We start from the raw sequence: 20,486 nt of genomic DNA, 5'->3' as shown, positions 1-20,486 counted from the left end.
AAGGAATAACACCTGGCGTGGAAGCGTATTATCCGAACTCTCGAAGAGGGTATACAGGAACGGGCTTTTGTTAGAATTGAAGCGAAGGAAAGCAAGGAGGGGTGGAACGGAGCAAATAAAGCCGAGCAAACCGAACCAGTTCCACCCCGCCACCGTCACCCAAGCATCCGCCACCTCTTCTGAAGCAGACGAGAATGGAGGCGAGGAGGCATGATGAAAGTCAGAGATCCAGATTGTTTTAATACCGTGATAGAGAAAATTAAGGGTTTTCCAGAAGTTATAGCCATCATCCTTTTTGGTTCCTATGCAAAAGGAACAGCAAAGGAAATCTCTGATATAGATATAGCAGTTGTTGTGAGAAATCCAGACAAATATATAGAAGGTGAGATTGGGAGTATGTATTCGCCGAATTTTGATGTTGTGCTTTTCCATCGACTCCCCTTACACATCCAGTTTGAGGTTTTCAAGCATGGAAAAGAGATTTTTTGCAGGGATGAGAAAAAACTTCTTGAGATAAAACGGATGGTGTTCAGAGAATACATAGAAATGTCTGATATGTACGAAAGGATAAAAAGGAAGGTTCTGGCATGAGAATAGTTGACATCATTCTAAGATTTGAAACTCATTCAAAGAATGCAAAAGATTGCGCAGAGAAAGATATATTGCCTCCCTGAATATTTAGACAGCAGGAAAGTATAAACTAAGAATAGGGAGGCAATGGTATGAAAAAAAGCAGGTTTTCAGCAGAAGAGAAGATGGTAATTGTTCTCACAGGACTTAAAGGCAACAAAACGGTTGCCGCGATATGTAAGGAATATGGGATTAGCCAAGCACAGTATTACAAATGGAGAGACAGGTTTTTGGAAGCTGGTAGAAGTGCATTGGAAAGCCCAGAGAATACCAACCAAGTTCAGCAACTTGAGAAGAAGATCCAAGAACTTGAGCAGATCATAGGCAAGCAAGCCATAGTGATAGAGACATTAAAAAAAGACTGTCACACAGAATGGAGGCAAATAGCAAGGCAGCTAATAGAGCAAGGTTTTAGCATAAGTGAAGCAATGAAATATTTGGGGATGAGCAGGAGTGGATATTATTACAAAAAGCGAGGATACAAACGGAAAAGGGATGATGGGGATGTAATAGGAGAGATACTATTGTTGAAGGGGAAGCATCCGAGCTTTGGCTACAGAAGGATATGGGCGATGCTGAGGAGAAGAGGCTGGAAGATAAACAAAAAGAGGGTATACAGGGTAATGAAGGAGAACGGGCTTTTGTTAGAATCAAAGAGGAAGAAAGTAAGGAAGTAATGAGACAGAACTAATAAAGCTGAAAGGATACCCTTTCAACCCTTTCCCAGACACAAAATTCACCCTAAGTCTCTAAGAGCGCAATTTACTATGAAATTCTCGCTCTGACCTGTATCCAGCAGTATTTCCTTATCCTCTTTTTTGAGGAGAAGAGATAGCCCATGTTCTGCCACAAGATTTCTCACAAAGACGGCGTTTTCTATTAAAACCTGTACCTCCACTCAATCTCGTCCCCTTTCTTCAATGATTGTGTACACGAAGTTCATACTTTTTCGCATTACCATGCGGTGCCGTGGATGCTTCCTGCACCTTTACCTCGCTTTGTGGCTTGAATGTCTCCTTCCCAGTAGATAACATGGCAGAGGAAATATCCGGGGTTGCTTATGTCATAGCCTTGTGGAAGTTCACGGACTGGCTGCCATTCTGTACTGTCCATGTAGCGAAAATAAATGTGCGAACCAACTATTCCATATGTATACTTTCTTCCGTATTTGTCAACCAAATTGGGCGAAACATAGACGCAAAGTGGGAAGACTCTAACATGGTACGTTTGTCCCGCAACAAGCTGACTTATTGTGAAACTTTGCGGAGAGATCATCTCGTAGCCATAGTAGTCCTTCGCTGGAACATATACAGCTGGTACAGTCTCACTTTTGATCAACTTTTGTTGACTACTGTCCCATATCTCTACATCAAATCCCCAGATAAGTCGTGCACAAAATTCAGGGACGATTGCTTTCTCGATGGCATCGGAAACAGAGCCACCGCTGATTCTTTTGGCTTCTAAAGAGACTGTCAGAATTCCTTCATCTTCTCCTTGTGCCATTAGTCGGGTCGGACTTGTGACAATGAACAAAAATATGATAATCGTTGTAGTGGCAATTAACTTTTTGCAGAGTCGGCTATTTGACCTGTTCATTTTCACACCTCCTTTCTACCTGAGGATGATAGTCAAGTGTGATGTTTCCTGTAATTTTTGACCGTCCTTAATGCATTTTGGCACTTTTGTACCACAAATTGCTGTATGGATAGCAGGAGTTTAAGAAACTGCCATACGTATACTTTTTCGGGGTTTGTTAGCCGCGCAACCAACTGGATCATTGTAAGATTTTGTGGAGAATCATCTCTGACTCACTGCAAAACGTCGTTAAGCGATACGCTGGTCGTACAATTTCTTCTTTGATTAACACTCGTTGACTTTTGTCCCATATTCACACGACGAATCCACAGATGATTCGTGCAACAATTTCAGGAACGAATACTTTGTCAATCGCATTCCAAGAGGAACGACCACTCGTTCTATTGGCTTCAAAAAGATTGTCAAAGCTCCTTCATCTTCTCCCTGTGCCATTAGTCGGATCGGACATATGGCAAGGATCAGAAACAGGATAATCACTATAGCAGCAACTAATCTTCTGCTCAGTAGATCATTCAAGGCACTTATCCTCACGCTTCCTCCCAGTTCACAGGTGAATTCTTATTGAGAAGAAGTTTATTTATTTCGAATCAAGATAAATTTAAAGACTGAGTCGCGGTACCGTGAACTTAAAACTAACATAAGGTCAAGATAAAGCTGGGACTAAATTTATTATTTGCTACCGTTAAAACAAAAACTACTACACATGTATTTGTTCAAATTGTATATATGTTTGATATAATGATAATTGAAATTCTCTGAACTCTGTTTCCCAACTGTTGAAGTCGAACTGCAATATTTGTGGGCACCAGTTTCAATTTGCACGATGTCAGTTACAGCGTGACTGTCAAGACAATCACGTAGCAGGGGGTGAGTAGCTGTGTCAGTTAAGCAACTGCTAAGGTTAGCAACGGTTCTTGTCGGGGTGTTGCTTTTAACACTGGCTGGATGTGCAGATCCAGGAGTATCTGGTAGTGTCCCTCCAGGCAACGGTGGGGATAACTCTTCGATCACAAAGAGCGAGTTTCGATTCGTGGTTGACTGGGAATACCTTGACAGAACTCTTGGTGGTACTTTTGTCAAATCTGGTGAGTCAGGAAGCGGGTTGACACCGACGCACGTTGGTGTTCGGCTTGTTTATCCGAAAGCAGATGGTTCGTACGATTACTTTGCTCAAGGTACTGAAAGAGTTGAAGGACAAACGCAGGGCATCATAACTTTGAACGTGCCTGTTACACAAACTGCTTTTCTGCAAGTTGTTGTTGTAAGCATGGATCCAAACGATTGGAGAAACAATTATGTTTTAGCCGTTGGATACCGTGATCCAGTTGCAATTCAAGGGGCTATAACAGAAATGAAACTTGAAGACATCACTTTGCAAAGCACAATGGATATATGGGAGTTCTTGGAACCTTGGAAGACAAAATTAGTACAAAAAGATGTTGTACTACCAGCAAATCAAGACATCGATGTTAGGTGGAAGTGGAAAGATGGGATCAGTTTGGGTCTTTTTGCGGGAGCTTCTGGATCACGATATAATGGGGCAAGTCGGATTATAGTAAGGGCCGATTATTATCTTAATAACGTTCGATTTTCACTGCCATGGGGGCAAGATCAGCAATCTTACTATTTTAAGATACCAAAGCAAAAAAACAGCACACAATTGGAGGTAAGCTTTGGTATAACGATATACGGTCCTGACTTTGGTTTGGCGCAGGATGTTTCTCGTGGTTATCCGTGGTTTTACCTTCCAGATGCCAATCCTGAGCGTGTATTAGGCGTTAGTCCAACCAGATGGATGATTCTCTTCACAGAAAATGCAGATTTGTTTATGCTTAACATAGTAATCGATTGGGCAAGAATCGAAAACATGTTTGGTGATACACCAACGCATGTTGGGGTTCGACTAATATATCCAAACGAAAACGCTGCTTTCGCGTTTAGCATTCCAAAAGGCGGAAGACAAGAACTGATTTCATCTGGAATACCTGTTACACCTGGCACGAGAATTCAACTGGTTGTCGTCAACAACAATCCAGATAGCGAAGGTAAAAGATATTTACTGGGAATTGGGCACCATGATGACGTATACAGTTTTCTCTTCAGTAAAGGTGAGGTAAAACTACCGGATGATATTGAATTAATCGATCCAGATAACGAATGGGAGTTTATCGATGGATGGGAAGAACGCTTGAATCAAGGAGAAATAGTCTTATACCAAGAAGATATTGATTGTGCGTTCAAGTGGCGGTGGAAAAATCCAGACAAATTAGGACCATTTAAGAATTGGCTCTCGGGTGATGGATTCATTTTTGCAGGTCTCACTCTTACGCTAAGCAATGGTGAGACATTTGAAAGTGGTCGGTACAGAGCTTTCGATCAATATGATAATGAGTACTTTTACTATAAGTTGCCACCTTTGCAACAAGGAACCACGGGTATTGTGAAGTTAGAGAGAGGAATCCACGGAGCATATTATGGTTTGGGTAATTTTGCATTTGAACTTAAATCAAATCGATTCATGAGTTGGAATTTTACTTATATGCCATCAAACGTCGTTGGGAATTGATTATCGGAGATGAAGGGCGGTTTCAAGGAGGTCGGTCAATCTTAAAAACCAAAGATGGAAATTATTTGGTAAGCGGTTTTTCGAGTCCAGGAGGTTATTCAAGTGATTTTTATGTCGTAAAGATTAACTCAACTGGAGAAATCATCTGGAGCAAGACCTGTTCTTCGGAAATGGCCATTGCCGAGACTATGGTTGATGCCAAAGCAATAGAAACAGATGACGGCAAATACATAATTTTCGGAGGTGGTACGAGCAAAGAAAACTTTGATTACGTGCTTATAGCTATGAAACTCGATAGCAATGGAAACAAGCTATTTGAAAGAATGTATGAACTTAATCTTTCAGGACCAGGTGCTATAACAAAAGCGCACGATTAAGGATACATAATAGCTGGTTATAAGGATAAATACGAAGATCAGGTGCACACTCAAACACTTTGTGTTTTGAAAATAGATGAACAAGGCAACACTGTATGGGAAAAGAATTACAATGAGCCTATACAACCTTCGTCTATGATTAAGACAGCATTTGACAGCTATATTCTTGTAGGTGCTTATGTTGAAGAAGAGTACAACCGAAGACTTGCACTAGTGGAACTTAATAGCAACGGCGAAATTAAGCAGATTGAAGTTTACGAATTGGAAGCGGATTCCTTTTTTGTGATAAAGCAAACAGTTGACGGTAACTATGTTTTAGCAGGTGGAAATAAGGTAATCAAAGTCAACAGTAACTCATGGGAAATAGTTTGGATAAAGTATTATAACTGTTGGTTTTCATTCTTTGACATAGAATCACTTTCTAATGGAGAGTTCGTGGTTGTGGGAGACAACTTGATACTGAAGTTGGATTCCCAGGGCAATCAGATTAAGGACGTAATACTCCAGCGAGATTCTGCTCAGCTTTACCTTTCTTCTTTTGTTTTAGAAGGAAACGAAACAATCATTGTTGCTGGAATAGTGACCTTAAAATATGAATGCAAAGTATACATAGCTAAGATAAAAATCTGATTGATGAAACTTTTGTGAGTAATATTCCCTGATAAGTTGAGATACTTTTAAATTCAAGGCGGGGTTGGAGGCTGTTCTACATACCCCGCCATTTTTGTTTGATTAGACCGGAAGATTGGAGTTAGGTCGAGTTTTACCATCAATAGAGCAGTTTATATGAGTAACACATCGCAACCATTTTAGTATTCATACATGATAAGTAAATTGGATTTCTGTTATCTATTTTGACTTTCATTAACCAGCTTTGGTGGATTTTGCAATAATTTTTGTTACTTCTGTTGGTGGTATCTTATCTACATAGCTTTTTAATATTAGTGATGATTTATAATATCTACAACGAAACGTTATTAGTCTATAAGCACGATTAATATCACAAAACATATAACTACACTGCTTACCGTGCACCTCTTTATTTCCCCTATACCCCCCTTCAAAATGGTCTAAGGGTATCTTAATGGGTACTAACACTTTCGACAGGGTTTATAAGCCAAAATAAGGCGTGCGCCAAAAACAGTAGCTTGTTAATAAGCTTAAACACAACGCAGATTCGCTGCATATGCATTTGTTTTCATGGAGTCTCGTAAGCCATTGTTGGATGTCGCTGTGGGGCGTGCAATATAAGAGACATTATATTGCATTCATTGATTGTCACCAACGGCAAACTACGCGGGAAAACTTGTAGAGGGATCTTATTACTTATAGGCTTGCAACAACGGCACATGCATTTGAAGTCTGCTAGATTGAAATAACCTCGGACAAGGCTTTAAGCAAGATTGATATTTGAAGAGTCAGCCTTTTCGAGTTTGATAAATGAAAATCCGAAACGTATTTATAAATGCATTTTGTGATTAATAATGAGCTGAACAATGAAAAAAAATAATCGCCAATAAAAATCGTATCTACTAATTATTACCAAGATTTGTTATATAAAGTGAAAAAATCATTTTTGCTGAAAATAGTTATGAACAATGACAAGAGTTTTTTATAAGATGTAAAATCCGTTTTCAATGCGGATCAAGTACTTTCCCTAACGATCAGTTCAACGTCGAGCACGATTTGTTTTGGCGAAGAACGCTGTTCGGTGATTTTTTCGTAAAGCAAGTCGAATGCGATCATTCCTTCTATGTGTTTGTCTATCCTAACTGTGGTTAAAGAAGGTTGGACAAACGAGGCATATGAAATATCGTCGTAACCAACTATTGCTACATCTTCTGGTACGTTTCTTTTAAGAGCCTTTAAGGCTTTTAAACATGCTATGGCAAAAACGTCGTTGAAACAAAATATGGCATCGTAATCAAGGTTGGAAAGTTCCATTATTTTGTTGAATGCAGATTCATATCCTTCTTCTATTTCAACCATTTCAAAAGGTTCAATGCCAAATTCTTTATGAGCTTTCAAATATCCTTCATACCTCATTCTTGCGACGGACTTGTACATGTAAGCGTTAAGCATGAGAATTTTCCGTCGGCCTTTTTCAAGAAGGTGTTTTGTCGCAAGATAGCCACCTTTTACATCGTCAGAATAAACTTCATCAACGTTAAGACCTTCAAAATGCACACCAAGTATCACGAAAGGAAAGTTTAGCTTCAGCAGTTTTTCGATATCTTCTTGGGCAAATTGTGTGGGTGAAATTATTATTCCATCCACCCGTTTTTCCAAGAGAGTATCCACAGCCTTGAGCTCATTCACGTAATCCCTTTCGGTGTTCATTAAGATAACCTGGTATCCATATCCTCTTGCTCTCATTTCTATTCCCTTGAAAACTTCCGTGTAAAAAGGGTTTGAGCTGTCTTCAAACACCACGCCAATAGTTTTAGAAACGCTTCGTCTAAAGCATGAAGCAGTTGCGTTTTTGATGTATCCCAACTTTTTTGCAGCCTCGAGAACTTTTTTCCTGGTTTCAGGACTCACGTCTGGTTTGTTGTTCAAAACTCGTGAAACTGTATTGATAGACACACCTGCTTCTTTAGCCACATCACTGATTGTGACAAATTTTTTCAACTTTCAATCCTCCTTTCATCCTTTTATACTCCCCATCGTTAATCCTTTTATGAAGTATTTTTGGAAAATGAGGAAAACTGTTACTGGAACAGTCGCTGCTATCAGCGCACCTGCGGCTATTATATTCCAACTTGAAATCCACTGACCTTGAAGTGTTGTTAGACCTATTGTGACAACCTTTTTTGCATCGCTTTGAAGCAGTATGAGAGACCAAAGATAATCGTTCCAAATCCAAGTGAATTCTAAAATTGCAAGGGCTGCCAAAGCCGGTTTAATCAACGGCATGATTATTTTACTGTAAATGACAAAAGAGCTTGCACCATCTATCGTCGCAGCTTCGAACAAGCTTGAAGGAATAGTTACCATGAAATTTCTTAAGAAAAATGTACAAAATCCAAGTTGAAAAGCTATATGGAACAGTATAACTCCTGTAAGTGTATCGTACAACCCCGTGACAACCGAAAACCTGTAAACCGGTATCAAGAGCATTTGAAACGGGATCAACATACCAGCTACGAATATGATCAATATCAAGTTTCTAAATTTAAAGTTGTACCACGCAAGTGCGAAAGCAGCTAAACTCGATAGAAATAAAGTTCCCGCGACTGATACAGCCGTTACTATAAAAGTATTCTTAAAGTAAATGCTCATTCTACCTTCACGCCATGCCACCACAAAGTTTGAAAAAGTCCAGTTTCTTGGGGGTGACCAAAAGTTTCGCAACATGAATATTTCGTCCATCGTTTTAAACGAGGTAAAAATTGCAACAACAAATGGAACCATCCAAACGACAACAATTACACTGCAAAGTAAATAATAAATGAGTGCTTTGAGTTTTCTTTTCATTCGCGTTCCTCCCTTTTCAGCACGTTGTAAAGGTACAGCAAGATGAAGCCAAGGGTAATCAAGAATTGAATCACCGCGATCGCTGCGCCGTATCCCATCCTGTAGTTGTGGAATGCATGAATGTACATGTAATTAGCCATAACGCTTGAAGAGTAGAACGGTCCGCCGCGTGTCATGACAAACACTATATCGAAAGCCCTCAGGGAATCTATTATGTTCACAGTTATGGCTATAACCATGGCTGGGCGAAGTTGTGGGAGGATAACGTACCAAAATCTTTGAAAGCTGTTCGCACCATCTACTACTGCGGCTTCCACTAGTTCCTTAGACACGTTCTGTAGTCCAGCCAAAAACAAGATCATCGCGTATGGTATTTGACGCCACAAAGCTGCCAAGATCAAAGCATAAGTTACAACTTGAGGATCGCTAAGCCAAGCTTTTGCAAAAGAACCTAATCCCACTGCCCTCAAAAAGACATTCAAAACACCTGAACGTGGTTCCAAAATCCAAGACCAGATTTGACCGATGACAACAAAAGAAAGAGCCATTGGAAGATAAACGAGAGATTTGAAAACTCTTTGACCGGGATACTTTTGATCCATGAGCATTGCAAAAAGTAAGCCAATTGGAACAGAAAGAAGTACAAAACCTATCATCCATTTTATGTTGTTAGAAAGCGAAAGAAGAAAGTATCTGTCTGAAAAAAGCCTTCGAAAATTTTCCAAACCAACAAAGACCTTGCGTGTCATTCCATCCCATCTTGTGAAGCTCACATAGATTGTTTGAAAGATTGGAAATATAACCCAAACAAAGTACATCGCAAGAGGCACAGAAAGGTACAGATAAGGGGTTAACTTTTTCATGTGCAAACCTCCAAAACACCCCGTGGGCACACGCCCACGGGAGTTTATTGGTTTACTTTACTCCGTAGATTCTCTTTCTTTCGGATTCAAGTCTATCAAGGATTGAGGAAATTTTTCCAGGATTCAACATGAATTCTATCATTGCATTCATACCGACTTCAGCCATTTCCGGATTGGTGTCTCTATCGTAGAATTGTGCAACACCATGTGATTCAAGGATCATTTGCAAACCTTTCTTGGCATGTTCATCTGGCGGTGCAACGTGAACGTTGGCAGCCAACCTTCCGAGGTCTTTGGCAAATTTTTCTTGTGCTTCTTTGGAAGCTATGAACTTGAGAAATTCAATGGCTCCTTTTTTGTTCGGAGCATTTGCTGGTATCATGAAACCGTCAATTGGTGTTTCTTCGTACAACCCAACAGATGGATCAATGGTCGGGAATCTGAAGAAGTCTAGGTCATCTTTCACTTCAGCTGGCGCAACATCTTTGATGAACTGTCCCATGTAATACATTGCTGCTTCTCCTCTGAAGAGGAACGTTGCTGCTTCCTGCCATTCGTATGCAGAATGGTTAGCAAGATAGTAACCTTTGTCGATTATTTGTCTCCAATACTCGAACACTTTCTTAATTCTCGGATCGTTGTATGGAACTTTACCAGCCGTTAAATCGATGTGGAAATCAAGTCCGTTGATTCTGAGGTTCAAAATGTCAAACCAACCGGCTGCCGTCCATGGGAATTTCGTTCCTATGGCTATTGGCGTGATGCCTTTTGATTTGAGAGTTTCACAAACTGCGAGAAATTCATCCCATGTCTTTGGCGCTTTAATTCCGTATTTTTCAAAAATGGACTTGCGGTAGTACACACCCCACCAGTACCAGCTTTGAGGGATGAAGTAAATCTTATCTTTGTAAGAACAAGTGCTCTTGAACGATTCTGGGAAGTAATCTGACCAGCTGGAGCCTTCGAAGACCTCATCTACAGGATAGAGCAGACCCATTTCTGCAAAGTACCTCATTCGTTCTCCAGCAAACCAAGTTACAACATCTGCTGTTCCCTTCGGAGAAGCCAGCCACGTTCTGAGCAGGACCTTGAAATCTTCATGTGCAAAGGTGTTCACAACAACTTCGTACTGAGGATACTTTTCTTCGAACATCTTTACAAGTTCTGCAAGAGCTGCACGTGGAGCCGGATCTGACATATAGCTGTTTACAACGATTCTTTCCTTGGCAAAGAGTACGATTGCGAGGATGGTTAAAAGGAGGATTAAAAATTTCCTCATCCTGAAACACCCCCTTGGAAAAATTTTCGGTAACGTTACCGGTGTAAATGTTACCTTGTTAACATACCATTGTCAAGTCCAGTTAATCTTTAAAAATCCCAAAAAGAACCAATCTACGCTGAAAAACCTTCTTGTTCTTATCCAATCTTTTTCTATCTCGCTGTTGCTAAATATTTTTTGCGAAGTTAACATTGATACAAATGAAAAACGGGGAGCAAGCCGCTCCCCACTGAGGTTATTCAAGCAGCTAAACTAACGATTAAAGGACAAAGATGCTTATTATCCAAATGACGAAAGCCGATGCAATGCCTTGAACAAATGTTCCAAACGTCTGTAATTTGTATCCTGCCTTCACGTCCATATTCGAGAATTGCGTAACAACCCAGAAGTAGCTATCATTGGCATGCGAAACAACCATCGAACCAGCGCCTATGGCAACTGTTACCAAAGCTTTGGCAATTGCGGATGTGAATCCCAAAGGTTCCAGCAAGGGAGCCATAAGTGCGGAAGTCGTTATCAAAGAGACTGTGGAAGAACCTTGGGCTGTCTTAATGGCAGCTGCAATTATGAATGGAAGCCAAATTCCAAGGTTTGCTTTCGCAAGTTGTTCACCTATGATTTTTGCAACTCCAGAATTTTGTAATACCCTTCCAAATGCCCCACCAGCAGCCGTTATGAGTATGATTACACCTGCGCTCAAAACAGCCTGCCCAACCCAACCGTTCATCGAAACCATATCTTTCGTCAGCTTCTTGGGTAAAGCAAAAGCAATCAAAACACCTATGATCAATGCTGTAACAGGATTTCCAAGGAAACCGACAAGCTGTCTAAACGCACCATCACCAAAAGGTTTTGTTGGAAAATCTGAAATCGACTTAAGGACTATAAGTACAAGCGGAACAACTATTGGCATGAAAGCAGCCGACGCTTTTGGGGCTTCCTTCATCCTTTGGGCTATTTCTTCTTCGGTCAGCTCTGGCTGCGGATCGATGTATATCTTCGAGGCATATTTGACTGAGAAGATCCAGCCAGTTATCATAGCTGGAATTGCAACGATCAACCCAACAAGGATTACCAAGCCAAGGTCCGCACCAAGGTTCCCTGCGGCGGCTATTGGACCTGGTGTTGGTGGAACCATCGTGTGTGTTGCATATAAACCCAAGCTGAGAGCTATTGCAGTTGTCGAAAGGCTCAATCCTGCTCGCTTAGTCAAGGCTTTGTTGAGAGGTTGAAGAATGACAAAACCCGAATCACAGAAAACGGGGATAGACACGATGTATCCTATGATTGACATTGCAAGTGGCACGTTTTTCTTGCCGGTCACTTTGAGAACGCTTTCAGCCATCGTGAACGCGCCTGCAGATTTTTCCAAGAAAACACCAATGATCGTTCCAGCCACTATGACGATACCTATGGAACTGACTGTTCCGCCAAACCCACCAGTGATTGCACTAACTACATCGCCAAGTTTCATGCCAGAGAGAATACCAAAAAGAAATCCTGCGAAGATCAGCGCAAGAAACGGGTGCAGTCTCCATCTTACTGTGGATACAACTATGAACAAAATACTCAGCACCAGCAAAACCGTTGGCCAAACCACCCTACTCACCCCCTGTTAGAATGATTTGGATCAAATTTATTATACCAAGAGAACGATTTTCGTGAAACATTCTTAGCCAAATAAGAATAGATAACTCCATACCTTATGAACAGCTCAAATACAAGCGACAAAAGTGAGAGAATCGATACTTAAAAGCCAAAAAGCGCACCGTACGGTGCGCTCAAATACTTAAGAAAAGCTATTTCACATTGTAGGACAGGTGATACATCCTATAGAGAAACTTGGAAGAACAGCCCCCACCCCACAAGGTGCTTTGTTTGTGAGGACGAACAAACCTTTCATGTCAATATAACCATGTTCGTCGATCGTCGGTGTTATGGTAATGTCAACACTTTCAAACCAATCTTCAGACACGATCTCTCCGTTGATGTTCCTGCCATTGAAGTAATTTGTTGGATCTTCCAAAAGGCTTGCAAGCTCAACTATATCTGCTGCCCCAGGCTTGAACGATATTATACCCTTAACCTCAAAGGTTCTTTCAACGTTGGATCGACCATACAGCGCATAGTTGCTTTTCTTGTTGAACGCAGAGGTGGTATTCATAACTATCGTTGCGGGGTTGCTGTTGCTCGTGATACCACTACCAAGGTTGTTGTATGCAATGCTGTTGGCAAGAACATGTTTCACTGGTATACCCTCTCCACCAAGTTTGAAGCCGTTTCCTTCCCCGGTTCTTCCTTCAAAGGTTATACCGTTGTTGTAAGCCACGCAGTTTTCGATTACGACCACACCTATTGGACCTGTTTCAACTTTTGAATAAAGGTCCCATCCATCGTCGACGTTGTTGAAGGCTATACAGTTTCTGAAAACATTTCCTGGTCCAACGGTTATCTTTGCCGCAAAACCATCCGCGTTGTTTGCACCAGGGTCGCAGTTGTTGTAGGACATGCAACTCAGTATTAGATTGTACGTAGGCCATTTTTCAAATGGATCTGCCGAGAAACCGGATATTTGTATTCCAGTATCTCCATTATTATAGGCATTCACTCTCTCAAGGATGTTATGATGACCGGCAATGTTGATTCCTTTGACATTCCCGTCGCTGTTGCAAACATCCAGGTTCTTTATGTGCCAATGGTTGGCAAGGATTGCAAACGCCGATGAAAGTGGCCCAGCACCTGCTCCTTTGAAATCCAAGATCGCACGCTGATCCCCGGCAACTTTCATCACAATGGGTTTATCTGGTTCACCATCGATACCACGATGAATTACCAAAGGTTGTCTCATCTTGTAAACACCTGGCTCGAGAACTATGGTTTGCCCTGGCCTTGCGAAATTCACAGCTGTGTGGATATCGATTGGTGATTCCAAAGTGCCCTTCCCATCTGGAGAACCAGTTGGTGACACGTACAACACCTCATTGGCGAAATATCTGTACTCGACCTGAAATTCCATAGATTTTGTTTCATAGCTTGACAGTGATTCGCCACTTTTTGTTCTGTAATTTGGTTCAGGAGTAAACAAGATTTTGAATTTGTTGATTCCCTCTTTCAATTTGATTTGGTAATCCGTCTCGATGTTGGCTGTTACTTTGAGACCATCAACAATCTTTGTTCCAAATTCATCAAAGATGGAAAGTTTTCCATCGGCATTTGCGAAGAAAACAAACTTGTAGTTCTCTAAACCAGAGGTCGATGGAGACAAAACTCTGTAAACAGGTTCAACTGCCTGAAGCGGTTCAGGCTCCGCAGGTGGATCGGTCTTGGGATCGGATGTCGTGAAAGAAATGTTTGTAATCGTCACAACCGTTCCTCTTGCTGCTGCAAATCCAACGTAGATTTTTTCGGGATCCAGAACGGTTAATTTTTTCCAACCATTATCGTACATGATTATTTCAGTAGATGGATCGTTGTTCAAGATAGCGTGATAACCAGTGTTGGTCTTCTTCAACGTCAAAGTATATGTGTCTCCTTGTTTTACAACTTTTCCAGGTGTCCAATCAAAAGCGTTGTATACAACAGTTGCTCCTGTGGTGATGTTTTTCTCAATGTGCTCAGGCGTTAAACCATAAACAAATCTTGTTCCCATAGCAGGCCTTATAACTTGAGTTGTTCCATCAGGCAAAACTCTTCTCATCCTTCCACAAATGATTCCAGCGGAATTTGTCATGAAAAGATCCGTACTTCCATGAACCCCAAGAGAGTCTCTGATGATGATTCCAAAACCTTCTTGGCCATCTGGAGTTGGGTTTATGTAATCAACATGGAACGTTGCAGTGAGGACAAAGTTTTCCTCGTATGGATTGACTTCAGTATAATAGAATGAAATCCCATCGAAAAAGTCTGTGAATTTTCCCCCCTTTTTCACTATTTGCAAAGTGTTCGGATCATAGATACATGCGTGGAGCCTTATGGAACCATCTTCTAGAAATTCAATTCTGTTGGTATCGTCATAGGTTGTTTGACCAAACCTTATGAATTTCCATTTTCTTTCCTCAGTTTCAGCAACTTTCTTTCTTAAATACCCACTTACCGCTTGTTCTCCTCTGACCGCTGTAACTTTTATGTCATATTCAACGTTTGGTATAAGGTCAGTTATTGTGCAAAAGGTGGTTGTCAAGTTATCCGCAACCAATTTGAAAGAATCCTCGTCTGCTCTTTTGAATTCAACGATGTATTTTTCTGCTTCCTTAACTTCGCTCCACTCAACCAATAAAGAGTTATTTTTTCTTGTGTAAGCCTCAACTTTTGGGGCACTTAACGGCAAAAGAAAGGAAAATTTCTGAATTTCAGAATCTTTACTCAGCTCTTCGTCGGTTCGTCGAGCAACAACTTTGAAATGATATGTCCCTGACCTTTTTGGTGAATAACTAACCTGTCTGATTCTCTCCTTGGAACTTCCGACAAGAATTTCATCTAGTTTGTTCAATTGCTCATCCAAAATCTCAATAGTAGCTAAATCTGCACCTTCAAAACCGGTGACAACCTCAAAGGTGATGATAATTACATTGGGATCATTTTCATCAACTTTCACAGAAACAATCTTCGGTGTTGGAACTTGATCCCAAGCTGGTCTTGGTTTTTGCACCGCCTCAGAACCTTCTTCTTCAATTCTAATGTAATAGATATTCACACCAGCTCTTGGAGAGGCAAGGTAATAATCGCCTGGTTCTGTTATCTTGAAAATCTGTTTCTCAATAGACTTCCCAAGTGCTGGAACTGATCCAACGAGTGTACCATCTAATTTGTACAAATTAAGTTGTCTATCTTCGGAGCTGCTTGAGCTGATCAGATAAACTATCACGGTAGCGGCACGATTAACCGAAAAATGAATCGATCGATATTCAGCTGTTCCGGCTCCATTGAGCTTTAAGCGCTTTGTAAAAGTTGTACCATCTGAAGCTACTTTGCTATGAGGTTCAATGTCCACTGGTTTATCTGCTGTGGCTGTTATGAGGAATGGTCCAAATCGAACAGGTGATGTTATCTTTTGACTTTCAAGCTCAGAAATCACAAGTTCCTTCGGCAGAATTTTCTCTTCCACCCTGATGTAATAAATGTTTACTCCACCTTTGGGTGAGGCGAGATAATAAGTACCAGCTTCAGTTATTTCAAAAACTTGCTTCTCCAAGGTCTGGCCAAGGGCAGGTACCGATGCAACAAGTGTTCCGTCAACTTTGTACAGATCAAGTTTTCTATCTTCGCTACTGCTAGAACTAATCAAATATACGATAACTGTTGCTGGTCCATCGACTTTAAAATGAATTGAACGATACTCTGCAGTTCCAGCTCCACCAAGCTTCAATCGCTTTGTGAAAGCTGTACCATCTGAAGCAATCTTGCTGTGAGGTTCTATGACCACCGTCTTGTCAAAAGTAGCTGTGATGAGAAATTCACCAAAATGGATAGAAGAATTCAGCGTCTGACTTTCAAGTTCAGAAATCACCAATTCTTTGACCGATGCAAGTAATAGTGAGGCTGCTAAGATAAATAAGACCAAAAGAAATGACTGTTTCATACTTTCACCCCCTCACTTTTCTTGTTTACCTATAGTTAATTTCATTTTCCATTTTCCACCAAAATTATACATCAAAATGGTCATTCTCAAACTTTTTAACATTTGCCGGACTTTTACTCTAAGCTATCAAAGCAAGCACAAGGTCGTTGACGTTCGTGCCAGTTGGCCCTATCTTCAATAGACAATTTGCAAGATCAAGCGCGCGATATGAATCGTTGTTATCCAACAGTTTAATGGGATCTAACCCTGCTTCCTTAATCTTTAAAACAGTTTGTCCGTCCACTATCCCACCTGCAGCATCAGTTGGCCCATCGGTTCCATCTGTTCCAACAGAAGCTATTACTACCGACTTTAAGCCTGCTATTTCAATCGCAGCAGACAATGCAAGCTCTTGATTTCTTCCACCTTTCCCAGTTCCCTTTACATGCACAACAGTTTCCCCACCAAGTATTATCGCAGCAGGTTTTCTAATTGGTCTATCGAAGATAAGTATTTCTTTTGCAATACTTGCAAGAAACCTTCCAGCTTCTTTTGCTTCGCAGTTCAAAGTAGTTGTCAATATAACCGTATTGTAACCAAGAGATTTTGCGACGCTTTCCGCGGTTTCACAAGCAGTTTTGACACTTCCTATAATGTAATGTTCGGCATTTGTGACAACTTTGGGTGTTTCCTCAAGCAAATATCTTTTGAGGGGTTCATCTAATCTTAAGTTGTAGCGCTCGACAATTTGAAGAACCTCTTGAGTGGTTGTTAAATCAGGATAAGCTGGACCAGAGGCTATGCTATCAAGCCTATCCTGAAGAACATCTGACAACACTAAAGCTATAATTTTTCTTGGGTAAACAAATTCCGCAAATTTTCCTCCCTTGACAAGTGACAAACGCTTTCTTATCGCGTTTATCTCAGTAATATTCGCTCCACAAGCGAGAAGATCTTTTGTAATTTGCTGAAGCTGAGCAAGAGTTATACCTTCCTTCAACTTTTCAAAAAGACTTGATCCACCGCCAGAGATTAAAAACAGTATCTGAACAGTTTCATCGAGTTTTGAAATCAACTGCAAAGCTCTATCGGTCGCTTTCAAAGAGTTTTCGTCTGGTACGGGATGGCCCGCTTCGTAAATTTCAAAGTTTTCTATTTCACCCAAGCTGTGATTATACTTTGTTATCACAACACCTTTTATAATTTTATCTTTAAGAATCTCAGAAGCAGCTTTTGCCATCCTCCAGGCAGCCTTGCCAATCGCAAGGACAAAAAATTTTCCGTCCAGGTTAAGTTTGGAAAGTTGATCTTTTACTGCGTTGTCAGGAAGAACAGATTCGATGGTTTTTTGGATAATCTGCAATGCGTCTTTTACCAGATTGTGTTTTGACATTGCTGCACCTCCTCACAAATCTTATTGTACCAACAGAAAACCGCCTGTTTGACACAGGCGGTCATTGACAAGCTTTTCAATCACTCACACGGCAAGGTTGAATTCGCATATGGCATGATTAAAATATCTGCATCTACACCTTTTTTCTTCAAAGCTGCTTTTAAAGCTTCGTCGACGGAGTCAAAAGGTTGCATGAAAATATCACTGACAACCTTTGGATCCATTTTTGAGCAAAGAAAGATTTCTGCTTTTTTCAAAACCCTGCAAAATCCAACGGCTTTGTGCCCACCAAGCACGAAGTTTTCCTTTATCCACTGCAAGGGTTCATCGATGGTTTTGGCTTTTCTCATCCACTCTTCAAAAGTTTTTTCTCCGAAACCTTCCCTACACTCGGCAACAAGTATTATTATTCCTCCAGGTTTCACAGCTTGAAAAGCGTTATCAAGTCCCTTTTGAGCCTGGTATAAGTTTATATCCTTTGGATATCCACCGCATGAAGCCACAACTATGTCGTATTTTTTCTTTATGGGGACTTTGTACATCTTATCTATGTGCTTCGTTCCTTCCCTATGGGCTGCAACTGGATCTCCAGCAACGACTTTGACGATTTCTTTTTTGCTGTTCAAAACCGCGTTTACAATGAACTTTACTCCAGCCATTTTTCCAGCTTCATCTATATCTTCCCTAACAGGATTTCCTTCTATTCTTCCGGCAGTCGCACCGTCTAAAAGCATCATTGAATGGTTGGCTTCTATGGTTCTTTTGCTGCACACCCCTGGAAGCAGCGCTTTGTTTCCTCCACTGTAGCCTGCAAACCAATGAAGTTCCAAATTTCCTGTGGCGATTATGAAATCCGATTCAAAAACTGTTTTGAAGATTTCAACGGGTGTTCCTCTTTTTGTCGTTCCAATGTAAACACAGTTTGAAATATCATGGTTTAAACACTCCACTTTTTCGTAAACTTCTTTTCCAACGGCCTTTTGCATTTCCTCGGTTGTCATCTTTCTGTGAAATCCCAATGCAAAAACGATTTTCACTTTATCCAGTGTAAAGCCTGCTTTTGTGATTTCTTCCAAAATGGGTGGAACAAGAATATGCGAAGGTGACGGTCTTGTTATATCGCTGACAAGGATGGTTATTTTTCTTGGGCGATGCTTTTGCAACAACTCTTTAAGTGTAGGGCTTGATATGGGATTTTTCAAACTTTCAAGTACTTCGGCGAAAGGATCTACAACACCGGAAGATTCTTCATTTGGAAACAAAACATCACATTTTAAATTTTGAGGGATTTGAAGTTTTATCACTTTCTCACCGTACTTCAATTCAATTTCATTATTTCTCATGATATCCCTCCAACTGCGGTAATTTGATTATTCCTCCCTTAATCAGCGCTTCGTTGATCATTCTTCCCTGTTCTACTTTTTCCCTTATTCTCTTGAGAAGCTCTTCATCGGGCAAGGGGTTTTGCGCAATACCTTGTTCTATTGCTTTCTTTGCAACTGCAAACGCTTCTTCTATGAAAACCTCTTTTTCCTCCATCGTAGGGACAATGTATTCCTCGTGGATCCCTTTTCTGTAAGCATAGTCTGCGATAGCCTGCGCAGCTGCAATGCACATCTCGTCGGTTATCTTCGTTGCCCTTACATCCAATACCCCACGGAAGATCGCTGGGAAACCAAGTGAGTTGTTAACTTGATTTGGAAAGTCGCTTCTTCCAGTTGCCACTATTCTTGCTCCAGCTTCCTTTGCTTCCCATGGCCATATCTCTGGAACAGGGTTTGCTCCAGCAAAAACGATTGCGTCTTTGTTCATGAGTTTAATCCAATCTTTTAAAATAATACCTGGACCGCTTTTTGAATATGCAACGCAAACATCTGCACCTTTGAGTGCTTCCGGTATACCTCCAGAAATATTCTTTCCATTGGTTTTTGACCACATGGTTTTCAACGGTTCAGCAAATTCGTTCAACCGTTCTTTATTTATTATTCCTTTTACGTCGCATACAATCACATTGGACATATCTACTCCAACTTTTTCAAGCAATTTTGCAAATGCGTAGTTTGCACTTCCTGCGCCGATCAATGCTATTCTCACGTTGTATAGATCTTTACCTACTATTCGTAAGGCGTTTATCAAACCGGCAAGTGTAACGGTTGCGGTACCTTGCTGATCGTCGTGAAAAACCGGTATGGAAAGTTCTTCCTGCAGTCTTTCAAGAAGCAAAAAACACTTTGGACTTTCAATGTCTTCCAAGTTTATCCCTGCAACAGATGGGGAAATCCATTTACAAAACATTACGATCTCCTCTAGTTTTTTCGTACCTATACAAAGTGGTATGGCGTCCACTCCACCTAGATACTTAAAAAGCAAAGCCTTGCCTTCTATCACAGGTAAGCCTGCCTCAGGTCCAATATCTCCAAGCCCCAATATCCTTGTTCCATCGCTTATCACAGCTATGGTGTTTTCTCTGTTGGTGTAGTCATACACCCTTGATTTGTCTTTAGCTATTTCTTGACAAACTTTTGCCACACCTGGTGTGTACCAAACGGCAAAGTCTTCGTAGGATAAAATTGGAACTTTTGGTGCGATTTGCACTTTGCCTTTGTAAATTGAGTGAAAAGCTTTGGCTTTGTTTGACAGTTCTTCATGTGTTTTTTGTGGTTTCTCAACATGGTTATTTTCCAGCATCTTTTCACCTCCTGCTTTATACTATTTTTAACTACTACTTTATGATACAATGAAAACGAA

The 20,486-nt window shown here is 40.8% G+C and carries 17 protein-coding genes; 5 read left to right on the top strand and 12 right to left on the bottom strand.

Annotated features, from left to right (window positions below; translation table 11 throughout):
• The first annotated feature begins 210 nt into the window (after positions 1-210).
• The gene (gene mntA, locus THETH_RS07090) at positions 211-591 is read left to right on the top strand and encodes a type VII toxin-antitoxin system MntA family adenylyltransferase antitoxin (RefSeq protein ID WP_013932673.1); all 381 of its coding nucleotides are present in this window, start codon (positions 211-213) and stop codon (positions 589-591) included.
• Between the two features lie 131 nt (positions 592-722).
• Positions 723-1,307 carry an IS3 family transposase gene (locus THETH_RS10545; protein ID WP_013932672.1) on the top strand — a complete coding sequence of 195 codons (585 nt, stop codon included), beginning with the start codon at positions 723-725 and terminating at the stop codon, positions 1,305-1,307.
• A gap of 59 nt (positions 1,308-1,366) precedes the next feature.
• Here THETH_RS10545 and THETH_RS10540 read toward each other — a convergent pair whose 3' ends face one another.
• The 3 genes from THETH_RS10540 to THETH_RS07075 form a co-directional block, all read right to left on the bottom strand.
• Entirely contained in the window at positions 1,367-1,528 is a 162-nt protein-coding gene (locus THETH_RS10540; protein ID WP_013932671.1) for a hypothetical protein, read from the bottom strand.
• A gap of 56 nt (positions 1,529-1,584) precedes the next feature.
• Positions 1,585-2,226, bottom strand: a complete 642-nt coding sequence (locus tag THETH_RS10340; RefSeq protein ID WP_013932670.1) for a hypothetical protein — start codon at positions 2,224-2,226, stop codon at positions 1,585-1,587.
• Between the two features lie 264 nt (positions 2,227-2,490).
• A complete protein-coding gene (locus THETH_RS07075) occupies positions 2,491-2,742 on the bottom strand; it encodes a hypothetical protein (protein ID WP_157723330.1) in 252 nt (83 codons plus the stop codon).
• A 361-nt stretch (positions 2,743-3,103) separates the two neighbouring features.
• On the opposite strand from THETH_RS07075, the gene THETH_RS07070 reads away from it, so the two are divergent.
• The 3 genes from THETH_RS07070 to THETH_RS07060 all read left to right on the top strand — a co-directional run bounded on the left by THETH_RS07070 (position 3,104) and on the right by THETH_RS07060 (position 5,799).
• Positions 3,104-4,792 (top strand): hypothetical protein, encoded by a 1,689-nt coding sequence (locus THETH_RS07070; RefSeq protein WP_013932668.1) that lies wholly within the window; start codon positions 3,104-3,106, stop codon positions 4,790-4,792.
• A 65-nt stretch (positions 4,793-4,857) separates the two neighbouring features.
• On the top strand, positions 4,858-5,169 hold the full coding sequence (locus THETH_RS07065; protein WP_041446424.1) for a hypothetical protein: 312 nt from the start codon (positions 4,858-4,860) through the stop codon (positions 5,167-5,169).
• A gap of 66 nt (positions 5,170-5,235) precedes the next feature.
• A complete protein-coding gene (locus tag THETH_RS07060; protein WP_169310357.1) occupies positions 5,236-5,799 on the top strand; it encodes a hypothetical protein in 564 nt (187 codons plus the stop codon).
• Positions 5,800-6,813: 1,014 nt separating this feature from the next.
• Here THETH_RS07060 and THETH_RS07055 read toward each other — a convergent pair.
• From THETH_RS07055 to THETH_RS07015, 9 genes are all read right to left on the bottom strand, one after another.
• Complete coding sequence (locus THETH_RS07055; RefSeq protein ID WP_013932665.1) at positions 6,814-7,800, bottom strand: LacI family DNA-binding transcriptional regulator; 987 nt, start codon at positions 7,798-7,800, stop codon at positions 6,814-6,816.
• A gap of 15 nt (positions 7,801-7,815) precedes the next feature.
• Positions 7,816-8,646, bottom strand: a complete 831-nt coding sequence (locus tag THETH_RS07050) for a carbohydrate ABC transporter permease (RefSeq protein ID WP_013932664.1) — start codon at positions 8,644-8,646, stop codon at positions 7,816-7,818.
• On the bottom strand, positions 8,643-9,509 hold the full coding sequence (locus THETH_RS07045; protein WP_013932663.1) for a carbohydrate ABC transporter permease: 867 nt from the start codon (positions 9,507-9,509) through the stop codon (positions 8,643-8,645). Before THETH_RS07045 ends, THETH_RS07050 begins: the two co-directional genes overlap by 4 nt.
• A gap of 52 nt (positions 9,510-9,561) precedes the next feature.
• Complete coding sequence (locus THETH_RS07040; RefSeq protein ID WP_013932662.1) at positions 9,562-10,788, bottom strand: ABC transporter substrate-binding protein; 1,227 nt, start codon at positions 10,786-10,788, stop codon at positions 9,562-9,564.
• A gap of 259 nt (positions 10,789-11,047) precedes the next feature.
• Positions 11,048-12,388, bottom strand: a complete 1,341-nt coding sequence (locus tag THETH_RS07035; RefSeq protein ID WP_013932661.1) for a GntP family permease — start codon at positions 12,386-12,388, stop codon at positions 11,048-11,050.
• A gap of 204 nt (positions 12,389-12,592) precedes the next feature.
• Entirely contained in the window at positions 12,593-16,366 is a 3,774-nt protein-coding gene (locus THETH_RS07030) for a right-handed parallel beta-helix repeat-containing protein (RefSeq protein WP_013932660.1), read from the bottom strand.
• A gap of 118 nt (positions 16,367-16,484) precedes the next feature.
• Positions 16,485-17,738: a glycerate kinase type-2 family protein gene (locus THETH_RS07025; protein ID WP_013932659.1), complete on the bottom strand. Its 1,254-nt coding sequence runs from the start codon at positions 17,736-17,738 to the stop codon at positions 16,485-16,487.
• Between the two features lie 80 nt (positions 17,739-17,818).
• Entirely contained in the window at positions 17,819-19,081 is a 1,263-nt protein-coding gene (locus THETH_RS07020) for a nickel-dependent lactate racemase family protein (protein ID WP_013932658.1), read from the bottom strand.
• Positions 19,071-20,426 (bottom strand): NAD(P)-dependent malic enzyme, encoded by a 1,356-nt coding sequence (locus THETH_RS07015; protein WP_013932657.1) that lies wholly within the window; start codon positions 20,424-20,426, stop codon positions 19,071-19,073. The genes THETH_RS07020 and THETH_RS07015 overlap by 11 nt, the downstream gene beginning before the upstream one ends.
• Positions 20,427-20,486: the final 60 nt, after the last annotated feature.

Source organism: Pseudothermotoga thermarum DSM 5069, assembly GCF_000217815.1.
Taxonomy (GTDB): domain Bacteria; phylum Thermotogota; class Thermotogae; order Thermotogales; family DSM-5069; genus Pseudothermotoga; species Pseudothermotoga thermarum.
Note: the sequence above shows the minus strand (reverse complement) of the source record. Positions and strands in the feature narration are given on the sequence as shown.

Excerpts from the sequence above, each read along its gene's own strand:
- THETH_RS07015 (WP_013932657.1), bottom strand. The coding sequence starts at position 20,426 with ATGCTGGAAAATAACCATGTTGAGAAACCACAAAAAACACATGAAGAA.
- THETH_RS07045 (WP_013932663.1), bottom strand. The coding sequence starts at position 9,509 with ATGAAAAAGTTAACCCCTTATCTGTACCTTTCTGTGCCTCTTGCGATG.
- THETH_RS07020 (WP_013932658.1), bottom strand. The coding sequence starts at position 19,081 with ATGAGAAATAATGAAATTGAATTGAAGTACGGTGAGAAAGTGATAAAA.
- THETH_RS10545 (WP_013932672.1), top strand. The coding sequence starts at position 723 with ATGAAAAAAAGCAGGTTTTCAGCAGAAGAGAAGATGGTAATTGTTCTC.
- THETH_RS07030 (WP_013932660.1), bottom strand. The coding sequence starts at position 16,366 with ATGAAACAGTCATTTCTTTTGGTCTTATTTATCTTAGCAGCCTCACTA.
- THETH_RS07050 (WP_013932664.1), bottom strand. The coding sequence starts at position 8,646 with ATGAAAAGAAAACTCAAAGCACTCATTTATTATTTACTTTGCAGTGTA.
- mntA (WP_013932673.1), top strand. The coding sequence starts at position 211 with ATGATGAAAGTCAGAGATCCAGATTGTTTTAATACCGTGATAGAGAAA.
- THETH_RS07025 (WP_013932659.1), bottom strand. The coding sequence starts at position 17,738 with ATGTCAAAACACAATCTGGTAAAAGACGCATTGCAGATTATCCAAAAA.
- THETH_RS10340 (WP_013932670.1), bottom strand. The coding sequence starts at position 2,226 with ATGAACAGGTCAAATAGCCGACTCTGCAAAAAGTTAATTGCCACTACA.
- THETH_RS07040 (WP_013932662.1), bottom strand. The coding sequence starts at position 10,788 with ATGAGGAAATTTTTAATCCTCCTTTTAACCATCCTCGCAATCGTACTC.